The organism is Streptomyces sp. NPDC048603 (assembly GCF_043199475.1).
Classification (GTDB): Bacteria; Actinomycetota; Actinomycetes; order Streptomycetales; family Streptomycetaceae; genus Streptomyces.
Genome location: NZ_JBICVY010000001.1, coordinates 459637 through 485880, shown reverse-complemented (window position 1 = coordinate 485880; position 26244 = coordinate 459637). Strand labels below are relative to the sequence as shown.

20 protein-coding genes and 1 pseudogene are annotated in these 26244 nt (G+C 73.9%); 8 read left to right on the top strand and 13 right to left on the bottom strand.

Annotation, left to right across the window (positions count from 1 at the left end):
• The first annotated feature begins 39 nt into the window (after nucleotides 1–39).
• Together ACGFQ9_RS02375 and ACGFQ9_RS02370 are read left to right on the top strand one after the other, a co-directional pair.
• Nucleotides 40–1566 (top strand): APC family permease, encoded by a 1527-nt coding sequence (locus ACGFQ9_RS02375; protein ID WP_393570298.1) that lies wholly within the window; start codon nucleotides 40–42, stop codon nucleotides 1564–1566.
• 1 nt (nucleotide 1567) lies between these two features.
• Entirely contained in the window at nucleotides 1568–1981 is a 414-nt protein-coding gene (locus ACGFQ9_RS02370; RefSeq protein WP_393570296.1) for a universal stress protein, read from the top strand.
• 34 nt (nucleotides 1982–2015) lie between these two features.
• Here ACGFQ9_RS02370 and ACGFQ9_RS02365 read toward each other — a convergent pair whose 3' ends face one another.
• The 9 genes and pseudogenes from ACGFQ9_RS02365 to ACGFQ9_RS02325 form a co-directional block, all read right to left on the bottom strand.
• The gene (locus ACGFQ9_RS02365; protein WP_393570796.1) at nucleotides 2016–3194 is read right to left on the bottom strand and encodes a VWA-like domain-containing protein; all 1179 of its coding nucleotides are present in this window, start codon (nucleotides 3192–3194) and stop codon (nucleotides 2016–2018) included.
• A gap of 112 nt (nucleotides 3195–3306) precedes the next feature.
• Nucleotides 3307–4521, bottom strand: coding sequence for an AAA family ATPase (locus ACGFQ9_RS02360; RefSeq protein WP_393570295.1), 1215 nt, complete (start codon nucleotides 4519–4521; stop codon nucleotides 3307–3309).
• Nucleotides 4518–6275 carry an ankyrin repeat domain-containing protein gene (locus ACGFQ9_RS02355; RefSeq protein WP_393570293.1) on the bottom strand — a complete coding sequence of 586 codons (1758 nt, stop codon included), beginning with the start codon at nucleotides 6273–6275 and terminating at the stop codon, nucleotides 4518–4520. Before ACGFQ9_RS02355 ends, ACGFQ9_RS02360 begins: the two co-directional genes overlap by 4 nt.
• Complete coding sequence (locus ACGFQ9_RS02350) at nucleotides 6272–7417, bottom strand: gala protein (RefSeq protein ID WP_393570291.1); 1146 nt, start codon at nucleotides 7415–7417, stop codon at nucleotides 6272–6274. The genes ACGFQ9_RS02355 and ACGFQ9_RS02350 overlap by 4 nt, the downstream gene beginning before the upstream one ends.
• Before the next feature lie 66 nt (nucleotides 7418–7483).
• A pseudogene (locus ACGFQ9_RS02345) lies at nucleotides 7484–7556 on the bottom strand.
• A gap of 39 nt (nucleotides 7557–7595) precedes the next feature.
• Entirely contained in the window at nucleotides 7596–8150 is a 555-nt protein-coding gene (locus ACGFQ9_RS02340) for a chloramphenicol phosphotransferase CPT family protein (RefSeq protein WP_393570289.1), read from the bottom strand.
• Entirely contained in the window at nucleotides 8147–8695 is a 549-nt protein-coding gene (locus tag ACGFQ9_RS02335) for a gluconokinase (protein WP_393570287.1), read from the bottom strand. The genes ACGFQ9_RS02340 and ACGFQ9_RS02335 overlap by 4 nt, the downstream gene beginning before the upstream one ends.
• A gap of 43 nt (nucleotides 8696–8738) precedes the next feature.
• Entirely contained in the window at nucleotides 8739–9116 is a 378-nt protein-coding gene (locus tag ACGFQ9_RS02330) for a VOC family protein (protein WP_393570285.1), read from the bottom strand.
• Nucleotides 9117–9123: 7 nt separating this feature from the next.
• The gene (locus ACGFQ9_RS02325) at nucleotides 9124–11046 is read right to left on the bottom strand and encodes an ABC transporter ATP-binding protein (protein WP_393570283.1); all 1923 of its coding nucleotides are present in this window, start codon (nucleotides 11044–11046) and stop codon (nucleotides 9124–9126) included.
• Nucleotides 11047–11191: 145 nt separating this feature from the next.
• Here ACGFQ9_RS02325 and ACGFQ9_RS02320 point away from each other — a divergent pair, with 145 nt between their 5' ends.
• From ACGFQ9_RS02320 to ACGFQ9_RS02305, 4 genes are all read left to right on the top strand, one after another.
• A complete protein-coding gene (locus tag ACGFQ9_RS02320; protein WP_393570281.1) occupies nucleotides 11192–13249 on the top strand; it encodes an AMP-binding protein in 2058 nt (685 codons plus the stop codon).
• A gap of 69 nt (nucleotides 13250–13318) precedes the next feature.
• Nucleotides 13319–15058: a serine/threonine-protein kinase gene (locus tag ACGFQ9_RS02315; RefSeq protein ID WP_393570279.1), complete on the top strand. Its 1740-nt coding sequence runs from the start codon at nucleotides 13319–13321 to the stop codon at nucleotides 15056–15058.
• A 179-nt stretch (nucleotides 15059–15237) separates the two neighbouring features.
• A complete protein-coding gene (locus ACGFQ9_RS02310) occupies nucleotides 15238–15588 on the top strand; it encodes a CU044_2847 family protein (RefSeq protein ID WP_393570277.1) in 351 nt (116 codons plus the stop codon).
• Between the two features lie 4 nt (nucleotides 15589–15592).
• Nucleotides 15593–19753 carry a trypsin-like peptidase domain-containing protein gene (locus ACGFQ9_RS02305; protein ID WP_393570276.1) on the top strand — a complete coding sequence of 1387 codons (4161 nt, stop codon included), beginning with the start codon at nucleotides 15593–15595 and terminating at the stop codon, nucleotides 19751–19753.
• A gap of 3 nt (nucleotides 19754–19756) precedes the next feature.
• Here the strand turns inward: ACGFQ9_RS02305 and ACGFQ9_RS02300 are convergent, their stop codons facing one another.
• A complete protein-coding gene (locus tag ACGFQ9_RS02300) occupies nucleotides 19757–21526 on the bottom strand; it encodes a GNAT family N-acetyltransferase (RefSeq protein WP_393570274.1) in 1770 nt (589 codons plus the stop codon).
• A gap of 98 nt (nucleotides 21527–21624) precedes the next feature.
• Between ACGFQ9_RS02300 and ACGFQ9_RS02295 the strand changes: the two genes are divergently transcribed.
• Nucleotides 21625–22047: a DUF350 domain-containing protein gene (locus ACGFQ9_RS02295; RefSeq protein ID WP_393570272.1), complete on the top strand. Its 423-nt coding sequence runs from the start codon at nucleotides 21625–21627 to the stop codon at nucleotides 22045–22047.
• A gap of 151 nt (nucleotides 22048–22198) precedes the next feature.
• On the opposite strand, the gene ACGFQ9_RS02290 is transcribed toward ACGFQ9_RS02295, so the two are convergent.
• Together ACGFQ9_RS02290 and ACGFQ9_RS02285 are read right to left on the bottom strand one after the other, a co-directional pair.
• Nucleotides 22199–22585, bottom strand: coding sequence for a hypothetical protein (locus ACGFQ9_RS02290; protein WP_393570270.1), 387 nt, complete (start codon nucleotides 22583–22585; stop codon nucleotides 22199–22201).
• A 290-nt stretch (nucleotides 22586–22875) separates the two neighbouring features.
• Nucleotides 22876–23793 (bottom strand): MurR/RpiR family transcriptional regulator, encoded by a 918-nt coding sequence (locus ACGFQ9_RS02285; protein WP_393570268.1) that lies wholly within the window; start codon nucleotides 23791–23793, stop codon nucleotides 22876–22878.
• 323 nt (nucleotides 23794–24116) lie between these two features.
• Here ACGFQ9_RS02285 and ACGFQ9_RS02280 point away from each other — a divergent pair, with 323 nt between their 5' ends.
• A complete protein-coding gene (locus ACGFQ9_RS02280) occupies nucleotides 24117–25052 on the top strand; it encodes an AEC family transporter (protein WP_393570266.1) in 936 nt (311 codons plus the stop codon).
• A 75-nt stretch (nucleotides 25053–25127) separates the two neighbouring features.
• Here the strand turns inward: ACGFQ9_RS02280 and ACGFQ9_RS02275 are convergent, their stop codons facing one another.
• Nucleotides 25128–26234 (bottom strand): aminoglycoside phosphotransferase family protein, encoded by a 1107-nt coding sequence (locus tag ACGFQ9_RS02275; RefSeq protein WP_393570264.1) that lies wholly within the window; start codon nucleotides 26232–26234, stop codon nucleotides 25128–25130.
• Nucleotides 26235–26244: the final 10 nt, after the last annotated feature.

Here is a 26244-nt window from a genome sequence, read left to right as displayed (position 1 = left end):
CGCCGTGCGGGCCGCACCGGCCGGGGCCACCATGCAGGTATGGCCGGTGACGTGGCGGATCGGAACCCAGCGGCCCCCGAGCTGAAGCACGACGCGATCGGGTTCCTCGACGCGCTCGTGATCGGGCTGAACTCCACCTCGCCCGCGTACTCGCTCGCGGCGGCCATCGGCCCGATCGTGGCCCTCGCCGGGATCTACGCGCCGGGCATCATGCTGGCCTCGTTCGTGCCGATGCTGCTGATCGCGACCGCGTTCTACTACCTGAACCGGGCGGACCAGGACTGCGGGACCACCTTCTCCTGGGTCACCCGGGCCATGGGCCCCTGGGCGGGCTGGCTCGGCGGCTGGGCCATCTTCATGACCGGCGTCCTGGTCATCGGATCGCTCGCGGACGTCGCCGTGCGCTTCGGGTTCCTCACCGTGGGACTGGACAGCTGGGCCAACAGCGAACCGATCCGGCAGACCTTCACCGTGCTCCTGATCCTGGTGATGACGGCCATCTGCGTGCTCGGCACCGAGATGTCCGCGCACCTGCAGAACGTGCTGATCCTCGCCCAGGTGTTCTTCCTGCTGCTGTTCGCCGCGGTGGCCATCTACCGCATCTACGCGGGGACCAGCAGCCTCGACGAGATCAAGCCCGAGCTGAGCTGGCTCAACCCGTTCGGCGCGGGCGGCGCCGCGCTCACCGGCGGCCTGCTGCTCGGCGTGTTCATCTACTGGGGCTGGGAGTCCGCCGTCAACCTCACCGAGGAGGTCAGGGACTCGGCGTCCGCACCCGGCAGGGCCGGCCTGTGGTCCACCGTGATCCTGCTCGTCACCTACGTGTCCGTGGGCATCGCGGTGGTCGGCTACGCCGGCACCCAGTTCCTCGCCGAGAACGCCGGCGAGGAGGAGGCGGTGTTCGCGACCCTCGCCCACGAGGTGATGGGCGGCTGGGACTGGGCGCTGCTGCTCGCGGTGTCCACCTCCGCCCTCGCCTCCACCCAGACCACCATCATCCCGGCCTCCAGGACCGCCCTGTCCATGGCCCGCCGCCATGCCTTCCCCGACCACCTGGCCCACATCCACCCGCGCTTCCGCACCCCCGACGTCAGCACCTGGCTGGTGGCCGGCATCGCCATCGCCTGGTACCTGGTCGTCAACTGGATCAGCGAGAACGCGCTGTTCGACTCCATCACCGCGCTCTCCCTGCTCATCGCGTTCTACTACGCGCTCACCGGCGTGGCCTGCGCGATCTACTACCGCCGCCACCTGACGGAGAGCCTGCACAACTTCCTGTTCATCGGGCTGGGCCCGGTGGTCGGCGCCGTCCTGCTGACCTGGCTGCTGGCCGAGTCCATCATCGACATGTCCGACCCGGCGAACTCCTACAGCGGCGTCTCCTGGTTCGGGCTCGGCCCGCCGCTGGTCATCGGCATCGGCATCGCCCTGCTCGGCGTGCTCGTGATGCTCTTCTGGCGGATCAAGCACGGGCTCTTCTGGCGGGAGCGGCGGAGCGTCGTCGACCCGGCCGTGGTGCACGGGAAGCCGGGGGAATCCCACGGACCGGCGGGTGGGGAGCCATGAGATGTCCGTGATCCTCGGCTACGACGAATCCCCCGGCGCGGAACGGGCCCTGCGGGTCGCGATCGAGGTCGCCGCGGCCTTCGGCGAGCCTCTGATCCTGGTCTACGGGGCGGCCGCACCCGGACCCACCGGCGAGGAGTACCGCTCCCACCAGGAGGCGATCCGCCAGGCCGGGCGCACCGCCCTGGCACACGCGGTGCGCGAGGCCGACGAGGCCGGTGTCCCCACCGCCGTCGAGATCGTCGACGAGAAACCGGCCCAGGCCCTGCTGGGCGCCGCCCGGCGGCACGGCGGCCGGGTGATCGTGGTCGGCAGCTGGGGCGAGAGCCCGATGCGCGGCGCCCTGCTGGGCTCGACCCCGCACAAGCTCCTGCACCTCTCGCCGCTCCCGGTGCTCTGCGTCCCGACCGACTGACGCGCCTTCCGCGGCGCCGGCCCGGGCGGACGGCTCAGCCGCGCGGGGTGACCCGTACCGTCTCCACCCACGCCGGCGGTGCGGGGGCGTCCGGGCCGATCAGGGCGGCGATCAGCCGGCAGGAGGGCAACTCCCGGGGCCACGGGGTGTGGCCGTCGGTCAGCACGATGACGATGCCCGGCCGGTCCGGCACCGCCAGCGCCGCGGCGATGCCCACCCGCATGTCCGTGCCGCCGCCCCCGGCGAGGGTGACCTCCGCGGTGCTGGTCACCCGGGAGACGGCGTGCACGTCGGCGTCGCAGGCCAGGACCGACACCCGGTTGCCCTGGATGCCCACCTGCCGCAGCACACCGGTGACCTCGCCCAGCGCTGCGGCCAGGTCGTCCTGGCCCATCGATCCCGAGGTGTCGATGACCACCGCGACCCGCGGCAGCGGCCTGCGCAGGCTCGGCAGGACGACCCCGCGCAGCGCGGGCGTGCGGCGCGAGGGCCGGCGGTAGGTGTAGTCGACCGCGCCGGCGGCCCAGGCGGCGGCCTCCCGGACCGCGCCGGAGAGGGCCTGCCGCCAGTCGACGGTGGGTTCGAGGACCTCCTGGGCCCAGAGCTGCCACCCGGCCGGCAGGTGTCCGCGGCTGCGCTGGTGGGCGCGCATGGCCTGGGCGGTCGTACGGCGCAGTGCGTCGGCCTCGACCGGGCCCAGCCGGGCCGGGCCGGAGTCCTCGGGCAGTTCCCACGGCATCGGCAGGCCGTGGGCGCCGGATCCGCAGTCCGGGAACCGGTCGGCCGGAGTGGGCGGGATCGAGGGCAGGTAGCCCTCGAACAGACCGCCCGTGGGCAGGCCGAAGTCCTTCGGCTCCACCCGGCCCGCGGGCAGCGCGATCCCGTCGGCGAGGAGGTCGTCGTTGATCTCGCAGTCCTGGGCGATGTTGACCCGGACGTGGTCCCGCTGGTCGGCGGCCGGGAGCCGGTCGGTGCGCCCGTGATGGTCGCGCAGCAGGTGCGCCACCTCGTGCACCCACACCCCCGCGAGCTCCGCCACGGGGGTGGAGTCCACGAAACGGGGGGAGACGTAGCAGCGCCAGTGCCGGTCGACGCCCATGGTCGGGACCCCCATGGAGGGCACCACGGTCAGGGCGTACAGGGCGGAGGCGAGGTACGGCCGGTCCTCGGCCGCCCGGTACCGGGCGGCCAGCAGCTTCGCGGTGTCCAGCAGCCGCGCGGCGTCCTCGGGCCGCTCCGCGTGCTCGCACGGCGCGCCGGGCCCGCCCCGGACGGTGTCTCCGGGCCGCGCGGCACGCTCGGGCCTCACGGTGGCCACGGCCGGGTCAGCCGCCGCCCGGCAGGGCGCCGGCCAGCTGGAGCAGTTCCACGAAGGCGTCGATCCCGTCCGGCACGGGCCACTTCAGGTCCCGCATCGCGGCGAGGTCGGCAGCCGCCCGGGCGGCCACGTCCGGGACGCCCGCGTCCACGGCCTTGGCGAGCACCGCCCAGGCCGCCTCCCAGCGCTCCCGGGTCAGGTCGCTCTGTACGGCCGCCACCACGGCGATCAGGAAGGCCAGCTGCCGGTCCCCGCGGTCCGGCAGGGCGAAGGCGTCCGGGTGGGCCAGCACCCTGTCCGGATCCGGCAGGTCCAGGTGCTCCATGTACGAGAGCAGCTCCAGCCCCGCGCCCTCGCCCACCGCCCCGGTGAGCGCGGCGGCCAGCGCCTCGCGGCCGACCCCGGCGGCGTACCCGGTGGCCAGCAGCCGCAGCGCCATCTCCCAGGTGCGCGGCGACGGCCAGGCCCGCCCCCGGCCCTCCGCCCCTTCGGGCAGGTGGTGGACCAGTCCCGGCCGGGCGGTCAGGAAACCGGAGATCACACCGCGGGCGCGGGCGACCGCACCCGAGGCCCGGTTCGGGTCCACGGCGGGCACGGCCGGTTCCGGCCAGATGCCCGCCATGCCGCGCGCCACGGTGCGCGGCTGGTGCGTCCAGTCCAGGTGGACGAAGCGGTTGGCCAGCGGCGGGCTGAGGTGCCAGCCGTCGGCGGCGCTGGAGGGCGGATTGGCGGCGGCGACGATGCGGACCGACTCCGGCAGCACCAGGCTGCCGACCCGCCGCTCCAGCACCACCCGCAGCAGCGCCGCCTGCACGGCGGGCGGAGCGGAGGACAGCTCGTCGAAGAACAGCAGGCCCTGCCCGGTCCGGGCGAGACGGACCGCCCAGTCCGGCGGCGCCATGGGCACGCCGGTGGTGGCCGGGTCGTCGCCGACGATCGGCAGACCGGCGAAGTCGGACGGCTCGTGGACGCTGGCGATGACCGTCTCCAGCGGGACGCCGAGCCCGGCGGCCAGCCGCTCCAGGCCCGCCGACTTGCCGATGCCCGGCTCGCCCCACAGCAGGACCGGCTGGTTCGCCGTCACGGCCAGGGTCAGCGCCTCCAGCTGGGGGCTGGCCGCGGGCTCGGTCCGGGTGGCGCGGAGACGGGCGTTGAGGGCGTCGGCGGCGGCCAGCGGTCCCGGGGCGGTGCCGGCGGCGGTCGTTCCGGGCGTGCCGCTCACTCGTCGTCCTCCTCGTCCTCGTCCTGGTACTCCTCCTGGTCGTCCATCCAGTCGTCCCACCACTCGTTCCCGAGGCCGGGGAACTCCTCCCTGACCCGGTCCCTGAGGAAAGCGAGGTCGGCGCGGTGGTAGCGGCGGATGATCTGCGCCAGCGACGTCTCCATGCTGTCGACGATGTCGATGCGGGCACCGGCATCGAGCAGCGCCCGCACCAGTTCCGCCGAACCGCCGTAGGTCACGGCCATCATCAGCGGAGTGCGCTCGGTCTTGTCCTCCGCCTCCAGGCCGAGCCCGGCCGCGAGCAGCCGGGGCAGCAGCTCCTCGTGGTCGAGGAGGTGGAGCAGGTGGAGCAGGGTGCGCTCGTTCGGCAGCATCATCCGCGGGTCGACCCCCGCGTCGAGCAGCGCGAGCACGGCGGGGGTGTCGCCGTGCTGGACGAGCTGCAGCAGCTCCCGCCGCTGCTCCCGCAGGGCGCGCGGCAGCCTGCCCTCGCCCGTGGTCACGGTCTGCCGGACGGCGAAGCAGCCGGCGACCGCGCCGCCGAAGGCGCGGAGCGCCTGCTCGCGCTGCTGCTCCTGCGGGGTGTGCGGTATGCCCAGTTCGCCGTCGCGGAAGCGCACCTCGTGCCATTCGCCGCGGCAGCGCACCCGGAAGGACGCCGGAGCCGCCGGGGTGGGCGGGCCGTAGGCGGGGCCGGCCCCGGGGAACAGGGAAGCGGCGACCAGCGGGTGCAGCTCGGCCGGGGTGAGGAGGCCGGCGTGCACCAGGTGGAGGTCGGGCAGGGGCTGCCGGGAGTGGTGGGGCAGCGCTGCCACGTCCTTGACGTCGTTGGCGTCGACGAGGCGTGCGCGCAGCGGGTCTCCGGCGCCGGGGCCGGAGAGCTCCAGCAGGAGGCAGGTGCGCCAACCGGCCGGGAGCTTGAAGCGGTCGGCGACACCGGCCGCCGACAGGCGGCGGACCTCGGGGGCCAGACGGCCGAGGTCGACCCGGATGTTCCCGATCAGCCGGAGCGGGGTGACCCGGGAGGGCCTGGACTTCACCTCGGGCGGGGTCAGGTCGAGTTCGACGCCCGCCACGCGGAACGCTTCGGCCGCCTCGTTCCGGTCCAGGAGGACCGCGATCCACTCCGCCCGCGCCGCGGGGTCGGCGGTCCCGGAGTCCTCGGCGGGGTACTCGTCCGGCGCGAGCGGGGTGCCGTCCGCGCGGAAGAACGGCAGCCGGTCCGCGCCGCCGCTGAACCGTGCGCGCAGCTCCGCCGCGTGCCGGGCGTCCCAGAGATGCCGGGCCTGCGTCCAGTTCGAGGCCGAGGTGGAGAAGCGGGTGCCGATCGGCGCGCACACCAGCCTCAGCCGCTGGGGGCCCTCCACCATCGGGGTGGTCGTGACGTAGAGGCCCAGCACCTCGGGCGACCCGGTCTCGGGACCGTAGGTGGCGAGCAGGACGGAGTAGTCGGTGGCCAGTGTCGTACGCCCGCCCAGCAGCCGGGGCAGGTGCCAGCGCACCAGGTCCGGGGCGAGGTGGCGGAGGTCCTCGGTCACCGCGGCGACGGCCGGGTCCCCGAACCGGGCGGCGAGGTGGCCGAGGTCGAAGGCGGGGTCGACGGCGGCGGCCGCGCACGCGGCACGCCAGTCCCCGGCCAGCCGGTGTGCCGTGGCCTGCTCGATCATCCAGCGGGGCACGGCGTAGCGGCGGACGCGCCGCCAGATCGCCACGTCCTCGGCGGCGAGCCCACCGGGCATGGGTGTCCGCTTCACCGGTACACGCTGCCGATCGCACGCAGGTCCGGGTGGGCGCCGCGGGCCGGCCGCAGCCGCTCCGCGAACGACCGCTTGACCCGGCGCGGCAGCCCTGGGCCCAGTCCCACGTATTCCAGCGGGGAGTCATCCGGCACAGAGGCCAGCAGGGACTTGGCGCCACGTCCCGTGAGGCCGGTGTGCCGCAGTTCCAGGCGGCGCAGCGGGCTGCCCGGCAGGGCCGCGGCCAGGGCGTGGGCACCGGCGTCCCCGGTGGCGTTCGGGGGCGAGCCGAGGCTCCGCTCCGACATGGGCCGGCCGAGGTCCAGGGCCTCGATGCCGACGAGGGCATCGGCCAGCGCGCGGGCCCCGTCGGGGCCGATGCCGTTGCCGCCGAGTCCCAGGTGCACCGGACGGTCCGGGTCGGCCGCGGCCGCGGCGGCCAGGACGGCGGCACCCTCGTCGCCGAGGTGGTTGGCGGGGAGGTACAGCTCGCGTACGCCGGCCTCGCGGATCAGGGCGGCGAGCAGCGGCGCCGCGTCGGGGCCGAGGCCGTTGCCGCCCAGGAACAGGCGCTCCAGGGGCGCGTCACGTTCCGTCAGGGCGTCGAGGAGCAGGCGGACCCCCTCGGCGCCGAGACCGGTGTTGACCAGGTCGAGGGTCCGCAGGGCGGAGTTGCGGCGCAGCAGGCCGGCGAGGGCGCGCGCGCCCTCCGTGGAGACCGGGTTCCGCTTGAGCCAGAGGGCCCGTACGGAGCTGTCGCCGGCCAGGGCACCGGCGAGCTCGGCGACTCCGCGGGGGCCGATCCGGTTGCAGCCGAGGTAGAGCGTGCGCAGATGGTGGCCCGGGTCCGCGGACAGGGCACCGGCCAGCGCCGACGCGCCCTCGTCCCCGATGGAGTTGGTCCCCAGCAGCAGGTGGGAGGCATGGGCGGAGGCGGTGGCGGTGGACAGCAACCGGGCGGCGCCGTCCGGGCCGAGTCCCTGCTTGCACAGATCGACGCGGCCGTCGGCGCGCAGCGTGCCCAGCGGGTACGTCTCGTCCTCCGTCACCGGCCGTGCATCCGCCAGCCGCGCGAGCAGCGGGTCCAGCATGGCCGGGTCGGCCAGGGGCAGGTCCGGGTGCTCGATCGCGGGGCACCGTACGGGTATCGGCTGGGTCATCACCGCTCCACCGGTCCTTCGCCGGTGACCGGCGTCCACAACGAAACGTACGAGAAAGCATGGTGACAAGACCGGTCGGATTCGAACCGACGTCCTCCAGCTTGATGCGTGGGCGCGACGACCTCTGCGCTACGGCCTTGCCGCCGGCGATCATACCGGCCCCGCGACCGAAAATCGATCACGGGTTTGAATGACCTTCCTCCGCTTGTGAGCGGAGCCTCCGGAAGGCCGTCGGCCGCGGCCGACGCGGGAGGAACTCCCGGATGCGGAGGGCACAGTCGGTGGGGGAGGAAGCCCCCGTGTCCACCTCGACGTCGTAGACCCCGTGGACGTGCGCCCGGCCGAGCTGCCCGGCCGCCAGCCCCTCCGGGCGGTCCCCGCGCGCCCGTTCGCGGCGCTCCAGCTCCTCCGGCGGGCAGTGCACCCCGACGAACAGCACCTCGTCCGGATCGAACAGGTCCAGGCAGTCCCGCAACCGCCACGGTTCGCTCAGCACATGGTCGACCACCACGTGGTTCCCGGCCGCGGCCATCCCGGCGACCGCCCGGTGGTAGCCCTCCCAGGTCCGCCGCAGCAGGGCGGGCACCTCGTCGGGCGGCAGGTCCTTCCGGGCGCGCATCGCGTGGAAGGCGTCCACCGGCAGGTGGAACCAGACCTCGTCCAGGACCCGGAGCAGCTCGCGGGCGATGCTCGACTTGCCGGAACTCGACGTACCGTTCAGGAATATGATCACCCGTCGATCATGCCGGGTGTGCGGCGCAGGGCGGCGAGCGCCCGTGCCGTGATCTCCTCCGGCGTGCCGGTGACCTCCACCGTCACCCCCCGCTCGTCCGCGCCCAGCCCTTCCAGCGCGGCGAACTGCGAGTCCAGCAGCGAGGCCGGCATGAAGTGCCCGGTGCGCGCGGCCAGCCGGCCCGCGATCAGCTCCCGGTCCCCGGTGAGGTGGACGAAGGCCGCCCCGGGCGCGGCGGCCCGCAGCCGGTCCCGGTAGATCCGCTTCAGGGCCGACGCGGACACCACCCCGCCGCCCGCCCCCGGCCGCCCGCGCGCTCCCGCCCACGCACCGACGGCATCGAGCCACGGCCGGCGGTCGGCATCGTCCAGCGGCACCCCGGCGGTCATCTTCCCGATGTTCACCGCCGGATGGAACGCGTCGCCTTCGGCGTACGGAAGACCCAGGGCGGCGGCCAGCAGCCGCCCGACCGTCGTCTTCCCGCATCCCGCGACACCCATGACGACCAGGACCGGTCCCGTACGCGTGCTCCTGCTCCCGCTCATGCCCCCACCCAAGCGCATCGGCCCGGCGGTACCACCGGCGGGCTCAGCCGGCGGCCTCCCGCGGGACCTTCTGCTGCACCGACCAGCGGTTGCCGTCGGGGTCGGCGAAGTACACGAAGGACCCCCACGGCTGGTCCTCGATCGCGCTGACCCCGATGCCGCGCGCCGTCAGCCCGGCGTGGGCCTCCTCGATGTCCTCCACCACCACCTGCATGTTGTCCAGCGAGCCCGGAGGCATCCGGGTCAGCCCCTTGCCCACGGCGATGGAGCAGGCCGAGCCGGGCGGGGTGAGCTGGACGAACCGGACCTCCTCGCTCACCGTCACGTCGTGGTCGGCGTGGAAGCCCGCCCGCTCGTAGAAGGACTTCGCCCGGTCCACGTCCGTCACGGGCACCATCACGAGTTCCAGTCTGATGTCCATCGCCCCATCATGCGCCCGCCGGCAGCGGCCCGCCCGCCGCTCCGGCCGCCTCCGCCGTGTCCCTCCCGGCGGCCGGCTCGAACTGGGTCCGGTACAGCTCCTCGTACCGCCCGCCGGCGGCCAGCAGTTCCGGATGCGTACCCCGCTCCACGATGCGGCCGTCCTCCACCACCAGGATCTGGTCGGCCGCCTGTACGGTCGACAGCCGGTGCGCGATCACCACCGCGGTCCGGCCCGCCAGGGCCTCGCCCAGGGCCTCCTGCACCGCCGCCTCCGAGGTCGAGTCCAGGTGGGCCGTCGCCTCGTCCAGCACGACCACCCGCTGCTGGGCCAGCAGCAGCCGGGCGATGGTCAGCCGCTGCCGTTCCCCGCCGGACAGCCGGTAGCCGCGCTCGCCCACCACCGTGTCCAGGCCGTCCGGGAGCGAGGCGACCAGCCCGTCCAGCCGGGCCCGGCGCAGCGCCTCCCAGATCTCCTCCTCGGCCGCGTCCGGCCGGGCCAGCAGCAGGTTGGCCCGGACCGACTCGTGGAAGAGGTGCCCGTCCTGGGTGACCATGCCGAGGGTGTCCCGGATCGAGTCGGCCGTCAGCTCGCGTACGTCGACGCCGTTCAGCCGGACGGCCCCGGCATCGGCGTCGTACAGACGGGGCAGCAGCTGGGCGATGGTGGACTTGCCCGCACCCGAGGAGCCGACCAGGGCGATCATCTGCCCGGGCTCGGCCCGGAAGGAGACCTCGTGCAGCACCTGGGTGCCGCCCCGCGCGTCCAGGCTCGCGACCTCCTCCAGGGAGGCCAGCGAGACCTTGTCGGGGGAGGGGTAGCCGAAGGACACCGCGTCGAACTCCACCGACACCGGCCCGTCCGGCACCCGGCGGGCGTCCGGCCGCTCCGCGATCAGCGGCTCCAGGTCGAGGATCTCGAAGACCCGCTCGAAGCTGACCAGCGCGCTCATGACCTCCACCCGCGCACCGGCCAGCGCGGTCAGCGGCGCGTACAGCCGGGTCAGGAGCAGGGACAGCGCGACCACCGAGCCGGCGTCGAGACTGCCGCGCAGCGCGTAGTACCCGCCGAGCCCGTAGACCAGGGCCAGGGCCAGCGCCGACACCAGGGTCAGTGCGGTGATGAACACAGACTGGGCCATCGCCGTGCGGATCCCGATGTCCCGCACCCGGGCCGCCCGGGCCGCGAACTCCGCCGACTCCTCCGCCGGCCGCCCGAACAGCTTCACCAGGGTCGCGCCCGGAGCCGAGAACCGCTCCGTCATCTGGGTCCCCATCGCCGCGTTGAGCTGCGCCGCCTCCCGCTGCATCCGGGCCATCCGGGCCCCCATCCGGCGGGCCGGCAGCACGAACACCGGGAGCAGCACCAGCGCCAGCACGGTGATCCGCCAGGAGATGCTCAGCATCACGGCCAGGGTCAGCAGCAGGGTCACCGAGTTGGCCACCACTCCCGAGAGGGTGTTGCTGAAGGCCCGCTGTGCACCGATGACGTCGTTGTTGAGCCGGCTCACCAGCGCACCCGTGCGGGTCCGGGTGAAGAAGGCCACCGGCATCCGCTGCACATGGTCGAAGACGGCCGTCCGCAGGTCCAGGATCAGGCCCTCGCCGAGCGTGGCCGACAACTTGCGGGTGAGCAGGCCGAGTCCCGCCTCGGCCACCGCGATCACCGCGATCAGCAGGGCGAGCCGGGTGACGGTGCCGGTGTCCCGGCCCTCGACGATGGCGTCCACCACCTGTGCGGCGAGCACCGGAGTGGCCACCGCCAGCAGCGCGGTGACCACGCTCAACAGTAGGAAGAGGGCCAGGCCGCGGCGGTGCGGGCGGGCGAAGGAGGCGACCCGGCGCAGGCCGGCCCGGGAGAACGGACGGCGGTCGGTCTGCGCGTTGATCGCGCTGTGCAGGGACGTCCAGGCGGTGACTTCCATATCCATGCCGTCGACAGTAGAACCTCGACCAACCTTGAGGTCAATGGTTTCCGGCCCCCTGTGCAACAGGACCGTCCGTGTCCCAACACCCTTGTGTACCAAGCAGGTTCCCAGCCGGTGCACTGTCGGTGGCCGGTGGCATCATCGGGCCATGAAGCAGGAACCCGAGTCGCAGCGTTCCGGTCCGGGCACTCCGGACACCACCGACAGCGTTCTCCACCGCTTCGAGCAGTGGGCCCGGGACACCCCCGACGCGCCCGCCGTCGCCACCGGAGGGACGGTCCTCACCTACGGGGAACTCGACCGCAGGGCCGCCCGGCTGGCGGGCCGGCTGCGTGCCGAGCGCCCTCCGTCCGGTGCCGTCGTCGCCGTCGGCGTGCCCGACCCCGCCGAGGCGGTGACCGCGGTGATCGCAGCCCTCAAGGCCGGCGTGGCGTACGCCCTGGTCGATCCCGAGGCGGCCGTGACCGCCGTCCGGCAGCTCGGCGCCCTCAGGCCGTTCGTGCTTGTCACGGACTCCCGCCACTGGGCCAGGCTGGACTCCGGACGCGTCCAGCGGGTGATCCGGATCGACGAGGAGCCGTCCGCCGATGTCTCCTCCGCCGCGGACGCGCCGGCCCGGAGCCGCGCCGACAGCAGGCCCGGGCGTGCTGCCGCCGCCGGGGCGATGGTGTCGCCGCGTCCGAGCAGCTACCCCTGGACGGTGGCCTGGGAGGCCGTCGCCGTGATGTTCACCGGCGGGCCCGAGCCCCGGGCCGTACGGATCGGCCGGGGCAAGCTGCTCGCCGCCCTCGACGCATGGATCCGTATCGCGGGGTTCGGCCCGGGCGACCGCCACCTGTTCACCGCCCGCCCGGACGTCACCGCCTTCGCCGCGGGCTGGCCCCGGGCCCTGTCCACCGGCGGCACCCTGGTCGCGCCCGGCCCGGCGCTCCCGGTTCCGGCCGGCGGCGCCCTGCGCCACCTGGTCGCGGCCGAGCGGGTGACCGTCCTGCACACCGACCCCGGCGGCCTGGCGGCCCTGACGGGTACCGGCGCCGCCCCGCCTCCGGAGCTCGGCACGCTCCGCCTGGTCTCCGTCACCGGGGACCGCCTCCACCTCGACGAGCAGACCGCCGCGCAGGACGTTCTGCCCGCCGGCGCCCGCCTGCTCAACGTCTACGGCACCGCCGAGACGGCGGGCACCGGCACCTGGTTCGAACTGGCGCAGCTCGACGGTCCCGTGGCCGACGCCGCCCGCCACAGCCTGCTCGGCAAGCCCTTCCCCGGCTGCGGTGTGGACGTCCGCGAAGGTGAGATCCACCTCCGTCCGCCCGGCGGCGGTGACTTCGTCCCCACCGGCGACCTCGGCCGGTACCACCCCGCCGGGCCGCTGGAGTTCACCGGCCGGGCCGGGGACCGCTTCGCGTTCGGCCACCGCCAGGTGGACCCGTACCCGATCGAGGCCCTCGTCCGTGAGCACCCGGCCATCGGCGGCGCCCTCGTCGGAGCCGTCACGGACTCCGACGGGGGCCAGCGCCTCATCGCCTACGTCACCCCGTCCGCGCGTACCACCGCACGGGGTCCGGACGGCCCGCCCCGGATGCCGGACGACACCGAACTGCGCGACCACCTCAAGGGCCTGCTCCTCCCGCGAGGCGACATACCGGCGACCGTCGTCCGGCTGTCCGAGCTGCCCCGCGACCGGGCCGGCCGGGAGGACCGCACGGCCCTCCCGCTGCCGCCCGGGCCCGCCGCCGACGACAGCGGCGGCAAGTACGGCCGGGCCATCGCCGGAGGGTCGAACCCGTCCTGCGCGATCGGCTGCGCGGGTTTCGTCCTCGGCTTCATCGCCCTCGCCCTCACCAACCTCATCTGGCCCGGCTCCACCGACCTCAGCGGCGTGCCCGGACCGTGGGCCTTCCTCTTCTTCGTCCTCTACCTCTTCGAATGCCTGGCCTTCGGCGTCGGAGTGGCCTTCCTGTTCTCCGCCCGATCCAGGATGCTGCGGTCCGGCCGTCCGGAAGCCCTCTCCCGAGCAGCCCACCTGGCCATCGCCTACCTGCTCATGGCCTGGTGGCCACAGGACAACTTCTACCGGCTGGCGGCCAAAACGGACTGGTCCCGCCAGGCCGCCCTGGTCTACACCTTCAACATCCCGCTCATGATCGCCGCGGCTGTCGTGGGCGTCTGGGCCGTCCACAAACCGGACAAGCCCCGGAACGGATAGACCGCGGCGACGGGGTGGGCGGGGCCCTGCGGAACGAAATGGTCCGGGCAGTCCCTACGATGTGCAGCCATGGATACGAGTGAGGGCGGCAGACGTCTCGTCGACGGCCGCTTCGAGTTGATCTCCCGGCTGGGCAGCGGGGGCATGGGCACCGTGTGGCGGGCCCGGGACACGGCATTGCAGCGGGACGTCGCGCTCAAGGAGGTACGGCCCGCCGATCCGGCGCTCATCGAGGCCCGGCCGGACATCGCCCTGCAACTGCGGCAGCGGGCCATCCGGGAGGCACAGGCCCTGGCCCGGCTCGCCCACCCCAACGTCGTGTCCATCCACCACATCGTCGAACCGGAGGACGGTTCGCACCCGTGGATCGTCATGGAGCTGGTCCAGGGCGGTTCCCTGCACGACCGGCTGGCGCAGGGCCCCCTGCCCGTCGACGAGGTGGTCCGGATCGGCCTGGACGTGCTGTCCGCGCTGCGGGCCGCACACGCGGCCGGCGTGCACCACCGCGACGTCAAACCCGCCAACGTGCTGCTGCGCCCCGACGGCAGCGCCGTCCTCACCGACTTCGGCATCGCGGTCCTGCCCGAGTCCTCCGGCCTCACGGCCACCGGTGACCTGGTCGGGTCCCCCGAGTACATCGCTCCCGAGCGGGTGCGCGGCGAAGAGGGCAACCCCTCCTCCGACCTGTGGTCGCTCGGCATGACCATGTACGTGGCCACCGAGGGCGTGCACCCCCTGCGGCGGGCCACCGCCATGGCGACCGTCGTCGCCGTGCTCGACGAACCCCTTCCGTACCCCTCGCGTTCGGGCGCGCTCGCACCGGTGCTGTCCGAACTCCTCGTCCGCGACACGGCGGCCCGGCCGGACGCGGCGCGGCTGGAGACACTGCTCCGCGCGGTGCCCGCCTCGGGCGCGCCCGCGGCCCCCGCCCCGGCTCCGGCCTCACCCCCCGCCGGCTTTCCGTCCTCCGGCCCCGGGTACTCGACGGGCGGGCAGCCGACCGTCCCCACGGGGTACGGCCCGATGTCCGGTTATTCCCCGTCGAACGGCTTCGGCCCGCCGGCCCCGGGTGCCGCCACGACTCCGGTCGGCCTGGGCACGCCGCAGCCCGCTCCGCCCGTCCGCCGCGGGGTCCCGGTGGTGGTGTTCCTGGTGGTGATCGGTGTGCTGCTGGCGGGGGCGGTCGGCACCGTCAAGTGGCTGCTGCCGGACGGCGGCGGCAAGGACGAGGCGACGTCCTCGGCCGGCCCCTCAGGCGGCAGCGGCCCGGGCAGCACCCCGAGCGGCTCCAAGACCGGGCCGACGAGCAGCCCCAGCACGGGCAAGAGCGGCGGCGCCGCCACGACCACGACGGACGACCCGGACGACCTGCTCACCCCGGCCGGCGGCCGGGCCCTGACGGCGGCCGTGCGCGACGAGACCGGGAGCGCGAACGTAGTGCGCCTCTCCATCTACGGCGAGTACGCGATGATCAACGTACCGGTGAAGTCCCCGGCGAATGCCTACGACAGCTACCGGTACCAGGGCGGCATGTCGCGCTTCGGCCCGGGCGGGACCGTACTGGACGGTGCCAAGCCGGTCGACCTGGACAAGGTGAACTGGGACGTGCTGCCCGGACTCATGCAGCAGGCCGAGAGCAAGCTCAAGGTGGAGAAGCCGACGATGCGTTACGTGCTGGTCGAACCCGACATGTTCGCCAAGGACGAGCCCCGCCTGAAGATCTACCTCTCCAACGAGTACCACGCCACCGGCTACCTCACCGCCGACCTCAACGGCAAGGTGAAGCAGGTCTACCCCGCCTCCTCCTAGAGGCGCGCACCGCGCACACCGCGCACACCGCGCGCACCGCCGCCCGGGGGAGGACCGCTCCCGCGGGCGGCGGCGCACCCGGGCGGCGTACCCCCGGGTGCGGCGGGCGGCGGCCGCCGCGATGCTGGCCACACCGCCGCCCCTCATCCGGGGCGGGCACGGCAGGCAGAGGAGGCGTCATGGCACCTCTGACGCGCATTCCGCTGGACGGCGGCGGCTCGATCCTGGTCGACCAGCCGACCGAGCTCGAGGGCCCGGTGAAAGCGGGCCGTATCGGCGAGGCGATCCAGGAACTGCCCCTCACCCTGCGCGAGGCCCTGGAGCCCGTCACGGAGGCCGCCAGGGTCACCCTCGACCAGCTGCGCAAGGCCCGGCCGGACGAGATCACGGTCGAGTTCGGCCTCGACCTGGCGGTGGAGGCCGGCGTGGTCATCACCAAGACCCGCGCCAACTGCCACCTCACGGTGAGCATGTGCTGGAAGCGGGACGAGGAACCCGTTCCTCACCGCCCGGACGACGGTCAGGACTGATCCGGTGGACAGCGATGGCGTCAGCGACGGCGTCAGCGACGGCGTCAGCGGCATCGCATCGGCACTGCGCTCCTCCGTGGCCCGGATCCTCGGTGCGGACGGGCGGGTCGCCGGGGCGGGTTTCCTGGTGGCCGAAGGCGTCCTGGTCACCTGTGCCCACGTCGTCCGCGCTGCAGGCGGCGGTCCGGGTGCTTCCGTGAGACTGTCCTTCCCCCGGGCGGCCGAGGCCATCGAAGCCGAGGGGCAGGTCTTGGAGGGGCCGTGGCGCGACCCCGAGGACGAAGACGTCGCGGTCGTCCGGCTGAGCGACACGCCGGCAGTGGCCGGGCTGAAGCCATTGCCCTTGGGATCGGCGGTGGGTTGCCGAGGTCACGAGGTGCGTTCCTTCGGCTTCCCCGCCCAGGCTGCCGCGGGGGGCCACTGGGGGTTCGGCCAGGCAGGCGATCTACTCCCGGCGAGCGAGAGCAGGGGCGCTTACCTGCAGTTGACCAGGGCCAACGACTTCACCACCGGCTTCAGCGGCGGCCCGGTCCTCGACGAGGTGACCGGCCTGGTCATCGGCATGCTCACGGAAATCACCGCCCCCGACGCGTTCCGGCGCGGACAGGGCATCGCCTACGTCACGCCCACGGAGGTGCTGCGGGACATCCTGCCGGAGCTGGCCGTGCAGGACGTCTCCCCGTACCGGGGCCTGGAGCCGTTCACCGCCGAGCACGCGCGCTGGTTCCAGGGCCGGAACGAGGCCGTGCGGCAGGCCGTCGCGAACCTGGGCCGGCAGCGGCGGCTGACGCTGCTGCTCGGGCCCTCCGGATCGGGCAAGTCCTCGCTCGTCCAGGCCGGTGTGCTGCGTGCGCTGGCCGGGGGCGAGCTGCCGGGGAGCGACCGCTGGCTGCCGGTGATGGCGAGGCCGCGGAAGGACCTCCTGGCCGAGCTGGAGCGGGCCGGACTGCCCGGTGCCGTCACCGAGGGCATCGGCACGGCCGTCGCGCGCAGACTCGCGGCCGAGCCGGCGTGGCAGCGGGTCCTCCTGGTGATCGACCAGTTCGAGGAGCTGTTCACCCAGCCCGCGGCCGATGGTTCTCCGGACCCGCGGGCCGTCGCGGAGCGGATCATCACGGCCTTCGACTCGGACGCCCGGATCGGTGTGGTCCTGGTGATGCGGGACGACTTCTATCCGCAACTGGCAGCTCAGGCGCCCGGGCTTCTGGAGGCCGCGACGCCGGGACTGCTCAACGTGCCGGGCACCCTGAGCCGGCAGGACCTGCACGACATCATCGTCCGGCCGGCCCAGGACGCGGGCGCCCACCTCCAGCCGGGGCTGACCGAGCAGATCATCACCGATGTCCTGGCCATCACCCCGGAGGCGGCCGAGTACGGCCAGGCGCCGGCCACCGTGCTGCCCCTGCTGGAGCTCACGCTCAGCCAGCTGTGGCAGCGGCGGCAGGACGGCCACCTGACACACGACGCGTACCGGCGCATCGGTGCGGTCGGCGGCAGCCTGACGACGTGGTGCGATTCCGCCATCGGCGAGCTGCCTGCCGAGCAGCGGCCGATCGCCCGGCGGATCCTGACCTCCCTGGTCCGGCCGGCCGACCCCGGCCGCCGGATCCCTCCCGTACGCGCGCAAGTCCCTCTGGACGAGCTGCGCGAGATGGCCGGAGGCCCCGGCGAGGACGAAGCGGTCGGCGAGGTCCTCGCCGTCCTCACGCGCCATCGCATCATCACCACGCAGACGCTCCGCGCCACCGAGGACTCCGTCGCCCCCGGGCAGGCAGTGGCCGAACTCATCCATGACGCCCTCATCCGCGACTGGGGCACCCTGCGGGAGTGGGTCAGCCAGGACCGCCACTTCCACCAGTGGCTCGACCGCACCCGTGAACGGCGGTCCCGCTGGGCGGCCAAGGCCGATCCCGGAGACCTGCTCGGGGGCACGGCGCTCGCCGAGGGCCTCGAATGGTCACGACAGCGCCGTCTCCCGTCCGACATCACGGCCTTCCTCTCCGCGAGCAAGGACCGCCAGCAGGCCGTCATCCGGCGCAGCAGGCGTCTCAACACGCTCCTGGGCGCCTTCCTCGCCCTCGCACTCCTCGCTGCGGGCGGCGCGATCTGGCAGTGGCGGGCAGCCGTGGACTCACGGGAGGCGGCCCTCTCCCGGCAGCTTTCCGCCAAGGCCAATCAATTCCTCACGGCGGATCCCGAACTGGCGTCGCTGCTCGCGGTCCAGGCGTACCGGACCAGTCCCACGGCAGAAGCCTTCGAAAGCCTGGAAGCAGCCGCAGCGCTCCCGCAGTACCGGCGCCTGTCCGGTCACACCTACGCGGTGAGCACGGTGGCGTTCAGCCCTGACGGCCGCACGCTCGCCAGCGGCAGCTCCGATACCACGGTGCGGCTGTGGGACGTGACCACCGGCACGCTCCGGGCCACTCTGCGGGGGCACAAGGACTCGGTCTTCTCGGTCGCGTTCAGTCCTGACGGCCGTACGCTGGCCACCGGCAGCCACGACCGCACCGTGAGGTTGTGGGACCTCGCCACCGAGCAGACGCGCAGGACCTTGCCGGGGCACACCGCCACCGTGTATTCGGTGGCGTTCAGCCCTGACGGCCGGAGCCTCGCCACCGGAAGTGCCGACCGCACCGTCCGGTTGTGGGACACGGCCACCGGCGCCCACCGTGACACGCTGACCGGGCACGGGGACCAGGTGTACGCGGTGGCCTTCAGTCCCGACGGCCGCACCCTGGCCACCGGCAGTTTCGACCGCACCGCGCGGTTGTGGGACCTGGCCGCCGGAAAGCCCCGGGCCACGCTCTCGGGCCACACGGACATGGTGCTCGCGGTGGCGTTCAGCGGTGACGGCCGTACGGTGGCCACCGGCAGCGCTGACGCCACCGCACGCTTGTGGGATCCGGACACCGGTGCTGCGAGGGGCGCGCTGGCCGGCCACGCCGGCCAGGTGTATTCGGTGGCGTTCAGCCCTGACGGCCGTACCGTCGCCACCGGAAGCACGGACCGCAGCGTGCGGTTGTGGGACGTGGCAACGAGAGCCACCCGCACGTCCCTGTCCGGGCACTCCAACTTCGTGTCCTCGGTGGCGTTCAGTCCCGACGGTCGCACGCTCGCCAGTGCGGGCCACGACTGGACTGTCCGGCTGTGGGACCTGGCAGCGGGCGCGACCCGCACTTCGCTGACGGGGCATACCGGAGCGGTGCTGTCCTTGGCGTTCAGTCCCGACGGCCGCTCCCTTGCCACAGGGAGCACCGACAACAACGTGCAGGTGTGGGACGCGGCGGCAGGTGTCCCGCGCAGGACCCTGGCCGGGCACAGCGGGCAGGTGGATTCGGTGCGATTCAGTCCTGACGGCCGTACTCTCGCCACCGGCGGCTCCGACCGCACTGTGCGCCTGTGGGACACGGCCACGGGCAAGCCCCGTACTGTGCTGGGCGACCACATCGGCGGCGTCTACGCGGTGGCGTTCAGTCCGGACGGTCGCACGCTCGCCACGGGCAGCGCCGACCACAGCGTGCGGTTGTGGGACGCGGCCACGGGTGCTCCGCTGGGGACCCTGCCCGGTCACCGGGACCAGGTGTACGCGGTGGCGTTCAGTCCGGACGGTCGCACGCTCGCCACGGGGAGCGCCGACCGGAGTGTGCGCTTGTGGGACGCGGCCACGGGCAAGCCCCGTCATACTCTGACCGGTCATGGCGACCAGGTGTACGCGGTGGCGTTCAGTCCGGACGGTCGCACGCTCGCCACCGGGAGCGCCGACCGCAGTGTGCGCTTGTGGGACGCGGCCACGGGCAAGCCCCGTCATACTCTGACCGCACACGGGGACACGGTGAGCGCGCTGGCGTTCAGTCCCGACGGCCGGACCCTCGCCAGCGGCAGCCACGACTGGAACGTGGAACTGTGGGATGTGGCGGGCCGTGCGCCGAGAGCGTTCCTGGGCGGTCACACCGGCGCAGTGCATGCGGTGGCGTTCAGCCCTGACGGCCGTACTCTCGCCTCGGGCAGTGCGGACATGACCGTGCGCATCTGGAACACCGTGCTTCCCCAGCCTTCCGCAGCGATCAAGGCGATCTGCCGGTCCGTCAACCGGGACCTCACCCCGGAGGAAAGGGCGGCCTATCTGCCGGGCGAGTCGACAGGCCCCGTGTGCCGCCCCCGATGAGCCCTACGGACCGGCGGTCTCGAACATCCGGCCCAGTCCCCGCGCCTCCTCCCGTACCCATTCCTCCGCCGCGTCCACCGCCGCCGCCGTGCGTGCGGCGATCAGTACGCCCAGGTACGGGGCCCGGGCGAAGGCGGCCGTCGCGATCGCCGGGAGGAAGACCGCGCCGAGGTCCGCGCAGCCGCGGGACAGGGAGCGGAGGAACGGGGCGAGCTGGGCGTCCGGCAGGCGGGCGCCCAGTTCCACGCGGTCCAGGATGCGTACGACGTGGCGGCCGCCCCGGACTTCGTCCAGCCTCGCGGCCGCCATGAAGGCGATCGAGGGGCCGGTCAGCCGCAGGTTGGTCTCGACCGGGGCCAGGCGGCCCCGGTCGTCCGCCACGAAGTCCACGTCGAACCAGCCGCGGTGGCCGGAGGCCGCCAGCTCCGCGCCCACGGCCCGCCCGAACGCGAGCAGCGGGCCCAGGAGCGGCTCCGGGACCACGCCCGGGCCCACCGTCGCCCCGCGGTAGCCGGTGCCGACCACGTGCATCACCGCCGCGCCCACCTCGTGCACCGTGCCGTCGGCGTCCACGAAGCCGTCATACGTCAGGTCCCGCGACGCGGCGTCGGTACCGACGGGCACGAACTCCTCGGCCAGCAGGGGGCCGCGGGGCAGCCCGCGCAGTACGGCGCGGGCGCCGCCCTCCTCCCTGACCCGCTCCGCCGTGACCACGGTGGTGCCCGAGCCGCCGACGCCGTGTTCGGACTTGAGGACGGTGGCCAGGCCCGCCCGCGTCCGTTCGGACAGCAGCCGGGCCGCGGCCCGCCGGGTCGGGGCGGGCCACTGCCGGGGCACCACGATCCCGGGATGCGCCCCGTCCGCGGCCAGCTGCCGGAACAGGCCGTTCGAAGCGGCCTTCGACTCGTGGAGCAGTGCCCCGGCGGGCAGTGGACGGCCGGACAGCCGCCCGAAGGACTCCGTCCGGCCCCACGGTACGAGCGGCAGGCCGAGCGCGCGCAGCCGTCCGGCCAGCGCCGGGCGGGCCGCCACGGCCCCGGACAGGCCGGGGCCGGCCTCGTCCGCCAGTCCCTCGTAGAGCTCCACCCCGTCCCAGGCCAGTTCCCGGGAGAGCAGCTCCAGCCAGCCGGGCGGGACGGGGAGGGGCAGTACCAGGGCAGCCGGGTGGGGAGTGTAGAGGGCGGCCAGGGAGGCGTAGTGGTGGGCGGCGTACTGGGAGGCGTCCAGCGAGGGGTCGCGGAACTGGGCGTTGAACTCGGCGACGTTGCCCAGGTGCACCGCCCGGTGCCCGCCGGTCCACGCGGCCACCCAGCCGGCGGGCGGCGGCAACTCCACCGTGAACCGGATCAGTCCGTCCGCCGTCCCCGGCTCCGGCTCCGCCTCCGGAACCGCCCCCATCGCCCGGTAGAACCCCGCCGCGTGCGGGTCGGCGTCGACGAGCAGCCGCCGGACGCCCAGTTGCCGGGCCCGGCGCAGGACATACCGGTACAACACGCGCCCCACGCCGCGCCCGATCGCCTCCGGCTCGACGAACAGCAGGCCCAGCACGGCCTCCGCAGCCCCGCCCGCTCCTTCCAGAGACGCCACGCCCCGGACCCCGTCCGGGTCCTCCGCCACCACGATCCGTCGGTGGCCGACTTCTGTCCCTTCGATGCGCAGCGCGGGCTCCCAGGACGCCAACTGCTCCTCGTCGTACCCCCAGTGCGCCTTCGAACGGCGGACCAGCGCCGTCAGCGCCTCCGCCTCCTCCGCCCGTGCGGCCCTGACCCGCATGGTGCACCCCTCCCCGGCCATCGGCTTTCCGCCATCGGTGCGATAGATTCACCTTCCCATCCACCCGGTTCCACCACTCCCCGGAGACAGGCTTCTCAATGAGCGACATCATCAACGGACTTGGCCGCACCTCTGCGTACGGTGCTCTCGGCCTGGTGCTGCTGATCCTCGGCATCGTCCTGGTGGACGTGCTGACGCCCGGGAAGCTCGGCAGGCAGATCTGGGAGGACCGGAACCGGAATGCCGCCGTTCTGCTGAGCTCGGCTCTGCTCGGCATCGGGGGCATCGTCTTCACGTCGATCTTCACGACCTACGACGACTTCGGCAAGGGCCTGATCTCGACGGCGGCCTTCGGCGTCCTCGGCCTGGTGCTGATGGGTATCGCGTTCCTGGTGCTCGACCTGGTCACGCCGGGGAAGCTCGGCGCCATAGTGGTCGACCCCGAGCCGCACCCGGCGGTCTGGGTGACGGCCTCCTGCAACATCGCGGTCGCCGCGGTGGTCGCGGCGTCCATCGCCTGACCCGGCGCGCACACCGTCCCGGTGCGCCGGCCCGGCCCTGGCCCGGCCGCCGCACCGGGGACACCCCCGGATCCGCTCCTTCGGATCCGGGGGTGTCCTTTTTCCGGGCCGGCCGGCCCTGGGGAAGGGGCCGGCCGGGGACCAGGCCGCCTCAGGGGCGGGCCGAGGGACGCGCGAGCGCCTCGCTGACCAGGCGGATGCCCCGGGCGAGACGGTTCAGCTGCTCCAGCTCGACGGCGTACATCCGGATGGAGTTCTCTATGACGCCCTCGGCCACCCCGAGCGCGGGCAGCTCCTGCCGGCTGGTGTGCAGGGCCACGCGCACGGCGCGGATCTCGTGCTGGACCTGGAGCTGCGCGTGGCGGGCGAGCAGGACGTGGTGGCGGGTGAGCGTCGAGTAGCCGGCGTAGCGGGCCGGCAGCAGGTCCCGCAGCCAGCGGGCGGCGGTGCGCTCCCAGTCGTGCGTGCCGGGGGCCTTCACCTGACAGGGCCAGTCCGGGCTGAGTGCGGTGCGTACCGGCTGAGCGGTCTGAGGCATTCTCGTCGCTTCCGAGGGGTCGAACGGTGATCGAGAGAGGGGAGGCGGCCTCGGCCCAGGGGGTGACCGAGGCCGCCTGTGCGCCGTGCGGGATGTGGGGCCCGTCCGGCGCATCGACTGGCCGACGTGAGGAGGAGTCGCCGGCCGCAGTGGTCCGTGTGGCCTGAAGTAAACATATATACCGTCGAGTAAGCAAGGGAATGAAAAATTTCATGTGCAGGATGCGCATGAAAATGCACCCCAGCGTGGCGAACCGCCCCAACACGGGAGAAAAAGGGGAGAAAGCAGACCTATAGGAAGAAGCCGTGCTGTTCGGCGACCTGCTCGTAGTTCTCCAGCCGCGCCTGCGTCCGCTCCGGATCGGCGTCGGCCATCGCCTGGAGGACCGCCGCGGACAGGATGTTCGGCGCCGCGTAGGAGTCGAAGACCAGCCGCGAGCCGGTGGCGGCGGTCAGTGCCACGTCCGCCTCTTCCACCAGGGGACCCAGCGTGAGGTCCGTGATCAGTGCGACCCGCAGCCCGGCGCTCCGCGCGGCCTGCAGGGCGGCCAGGGTCTCCTTGGCGTGCCGGGGCATGGCGAAGGCCAGCACCCACGTGCCGCCGGCCGCACGGGCCTGCATGAGCGTGTCGTAGGCGACGCTGCCGCCCTCGGTGATCAGGCGGACGTCGGGGTGGATGCGCCGGGCCGCGTACGCGAAGTAGTGCGCGAGCGACACCGAGATCCGCAGGCCGAGCACGGTCACCGGCACCGACCTGGCCAGCTCCCGCCCGAGGTCCAGGACCTGGTCGGTGTCGGCGAGCAGCCGGCGGACGTTCTCCAGGTTCGCGATCTCGGCGTCCACGGCCGCCTGGAGCTCGTTGCGGCGGGTCTCCTCACTGCCCTCCGGCGTCCCGGCCACCGCGCTCAGCGCGATGGGCTGGAGCACCTCGCGCAGGGCCGGGTAGCCGCTGAAACCGAGCGCGGTGGCGAACCGGGTCACCGAGGGCTGGCTCACCCCGACCCGCTCGGCGAGCTCGGTGATCGACAGGAACGCGGCTTCGGTGAGGTGGTCGATCAGGTACTGGGCGATCCGCCGCTGGCCGGGGGAGAGCCGGTGCCCGTTGAACAGGGCGCGGACCCGGTCGGCCGGGGCGCGTTCGTGCGCCGGCGCCTGGCCGCTGGGTGTGATCGCGGCCGCCTGCGCGCGTGCCCGCTGCCCCGATGGCACCGTCGTGCCTCCTTATTTTCCGCCACTCGTGTCCAACATAGCCCACCCGCCGCCGTCGGCCGGGCATATGACGGCCCTGGTCCACGGTGCGAGACGGCGGGCCCGGTCCGGCCGCTCCCCGGCCGCCGCGACGCGTCAACGCCTCCTGTCCGGGCTCGCGCTGACAGCCCGTCGGGGCGGCCGTCGGGACGCCCGACCCGGGCGGTCCGCAAGGTCCGTGATCGCGGCGGCGTAGGCTCCGGGGCGCACCCACAGGTGCGACGGTACGGGGCCGGTACGCCACCACGCGGACGGCCGGGAGCGGACGGAACGGGGCGCGGGGCATGGGAACGGCAGCGGCACTGGAAAAACTCATACCGGTCGTCCTGGCCTTCGGCGGGGGAGTGCTGCTGGCCCGGCGCAAAGTGGTCCCGGCCGAGACCTCGAAGGTGTTCGCCGACTACGCCTTCCTCTTCGCCGTCCCCTGCTACCTCTTCGGCAACATCTACGCCAGCGACCTGGGCGCCCTCTTCCACTGGCGCGGGATCCTCGGCTACGCGACGGCGGCGGCCCTGGCGGTACTGGGCGTCGGGCTGGCGGCCCGGCTGTACGGGGGCACGGGCGCCCGCGGGGCGGCCTTGCGGATCATGGCTTCGGTGCAGGTGAACACCGCCTACTTCGCCGTCCCCGTGTTCATCACCGTGTTCGGGACGGCCGCTCCCGTCTTCCCCGTCCTGCTGTTCCAGGTGTGCGTGCTCTCGCTGGTGGTGATCACGGTGATGGAGTTCGGCCGCCCCGGTACCGGCGGCCGGCCCCTCCGGGCGGTCGCCGCCTCCCTGGCCACCCCGCTGGTGCTCTCCTGCAACGCAGGCATCGTGCTCAACCTGCTGTCCGTGCCGCTCCCCGGGCCCCTGCTGGACGGGTTCGCCTTCGTCGGCGACAGCGCCTCCCCGGTCGCGCTGTTCGCCCTCGGTCTGCACCTGGGCGGGCTGGGGCTGAACCTGCGGGGCACCACCGCCGAGGAGGCCGCGATCGTCGCCTTCAAGTGCCTGGGCTTCCCGCTGCTCACCTGGGCGGTGTGCGGCGGGCTGTTCGGGGTGTCGGGCGACTGGCTGGCGTACCTGGTGCTGCTGGCCGCGATGCCCACCCCGCAGAACCTGTTCATCTTCGCCCAGCGCTACGAGGTCGACGTCGACCTCTCGGCCGCACTGGTCATCAAGAGCTCGGTGGCCGCCCTGCTCCTGCTGCCGCTGTGGCTGCAGTGGGCGGCCCTGGTCTGAGCCTGCCGGCCGAGGCTGCTGCGGCCCTGCGGCCGAGCCCGCCGCGGCCGTACAGCCGTAGACCCGCGCAGGCCTTCAGTCCTCCGGCCGCTCGGCCGGTACGGCCGCCCCGGCCGCCGGCCAGCGCTCCCGCATCCGCTCCCGCAGCGCGTCGCACAGCCGGGCGGTCGCGGACAGCTCCGGCCTGCTCTCCGCCAGCCGCGCCACCACCCCCAGCCGGTGCGCGAGACGCTGCCGGGCGGTGGCCGTGCCCCAGGACCAGTCACGGGAGGCCGCCCGGTCCAGATGGTCCCGGCCGTCCCGGCGGGCCCGGGGCACCAGTGCGTCCCCCCGGACCAGCCAGCCCGCGCACGCGTCCACCAGGCCGTCCACCGCCACGTCCGTGCCGGTCTCCGCCCGCCAGGCCTCCCGGTATGCGGCCTCCGCCCGCGCCCGCAGAGGCTCCTCGGCAGCCGTCACGCACCAGCAGGTCGGGAAGCCGATCCGCAGGTACGCCAGCTCCATCAGCCCGCTGCCCAGCGAGGCCTGCTCGAAGTCGACGAACCGGACCCCGTCCGCGGTGTGCAGGTCGTTGCCCGGGCAGGGGTCGCCGTGCAGCAGCGCGTGTCCGGGCGCCTGCGCGAGCCGTTCCACCAGGGCGGACAGCTCCTCCCGGGCCCCGGCCGGAGCCGCCGCGCCCAGCCGGTCCGCCAGCCCGAGGAAGGCCTCCACGTCCCGCTCGCCCGGCCCCGCCCAGCGCGGCAGCGCCCCCGCGTCCTCCGCCCGTCCGGCGGCGTGCAGCCGGGCCAGCGCCGCCGCGTACCCCACGGTCCAGTCGGCGGCGGGCCGCCGGTGCTCCAGGTGCTCCAGCACCAGCACCCTGGCCCGCGGATCCACGGCCAGCACCTCCGGGACCACCGCGGGCCGGTCCGGCAGGTCCGGCCCGCCCGGCCGCCCCGGCGCACGCCGCCCGGCCAGCCGCAGCGCCGTGAGCTCCCGGTCGAACCGCTCCCCGGCATCGGTCCCGTCCACCGCCTGCTTCACCACCACCGGCCCATGGTCCAGCTCCACCCGCCACACCCGGGAGCGGGGACTGCTGCCCACCCGCCGGGCCCGCCGCGGCGCCCCGAGCCCCGCCCACAACTCCGCTGTGCCCGGCACCCGGTGCCCGGGCAGCCACCCTCTGATCCCCTTCATCGTCATGGCAGGGATC

Coding starts and splice junctions, on each gene's coding strand:
- ACGFQ9_RS02375 (WP_393570298.1), top strand. CDS start 40: ATGGCCGGTGACGTGGCGGATCGGAACCCAGCGGCCCCCGAGCTGAAG.
- ACGFQ9_RS02370 (WP_393570296.1), top strand. CDS start 1,568: ATGTCCGTGATCCTCGGCTACGACGAATCCCCCGGCGCGGAACGGGCC.
- ACGFQ9_RS02350 (WP_393570291.1), bottom strand. CDS start 7,417: ATGACCCAGCCGATACCCGTACGGTGCCCCGCGATCGAGCACCCGGAC.
- ACGFQ9_RS02335 (WP_393570287.1), bottom strand. CDS start 8,695: ATGAGCGGGAGCAGGAGCACGCGTACGGGACCGGTCCTGGTCGTCATG.
- ACGFQ9_RS02330 (WP_393570285.1), bottom strand. CDS start 9,116: ATGGACATCAGACTGGAACTCGTGATGGTGCCCGTGACGGACGTGGAC.
- ACGFQ9_RS02325 (WP_393570283.1), bottom strand. CDS start 11,046: ATGGATATGGAAGTCACCGCCTGGACGTCCCTGCACAGCGCGATCAAC.
- ACGFQ9_RS02320 (WP_393570281.1), top strand. CDS start 11,192: ATGAAGCAGGAACCCGAGTCGCAGCGTTCCGGTCCGGGCACTCCGGAC.
- ACGFQ9_RS02315 (WP_393570279.1), top strand. CDS start 13,319: ATGGATACGAGTGAGGGCGGCAGACGTCTCGTCGACGGCCGCTTCGAG.
- ACGFQ9_RS02310 (WP_393570277.1), top strand. CDS start 15,238: ATGGCACCTCTGACGCGCATTCCGCTGGACGGCGGCGGCTCGATCCTG.
- ACGFQ9_RS02300 (WP_393570274.1), bottom strand. CDS start 21,526: ATGCGGGTCAGGGCCGCACGGGCGGAGGAGGCGGAGGCGCTGACGGCG.
- ACGFQ9_RS02295 (WP_393570272.1), top strand. CDS start 21,625: ATGAGCGACATCATCAACGGACTTGGCCGCACCTCTGCGTACGGTGCT.
- ACGFQ9_RS02290 (WP_393570270.1), bottom strand. CDS start 22,585: ATGCCTCAGACCGCTCAGCCGGTACGCACCGCACTCAGCCCGGACTGG.
- ACGFQ9_RS02280 (WP_393570266.1), top strand. CDS start 24,117: ATGGGAACGGCAGCGGCACTGGAAAAACTCATACCGGTCGTCCTGGCC.
- ACGFQ9_RS02275 (WP_393570264.1), bottom strand. CDS start 26,234: ATGACGATGAAGGGGATCAGAGGGTGGCTGCCCGGGCACCGGGTGCCG.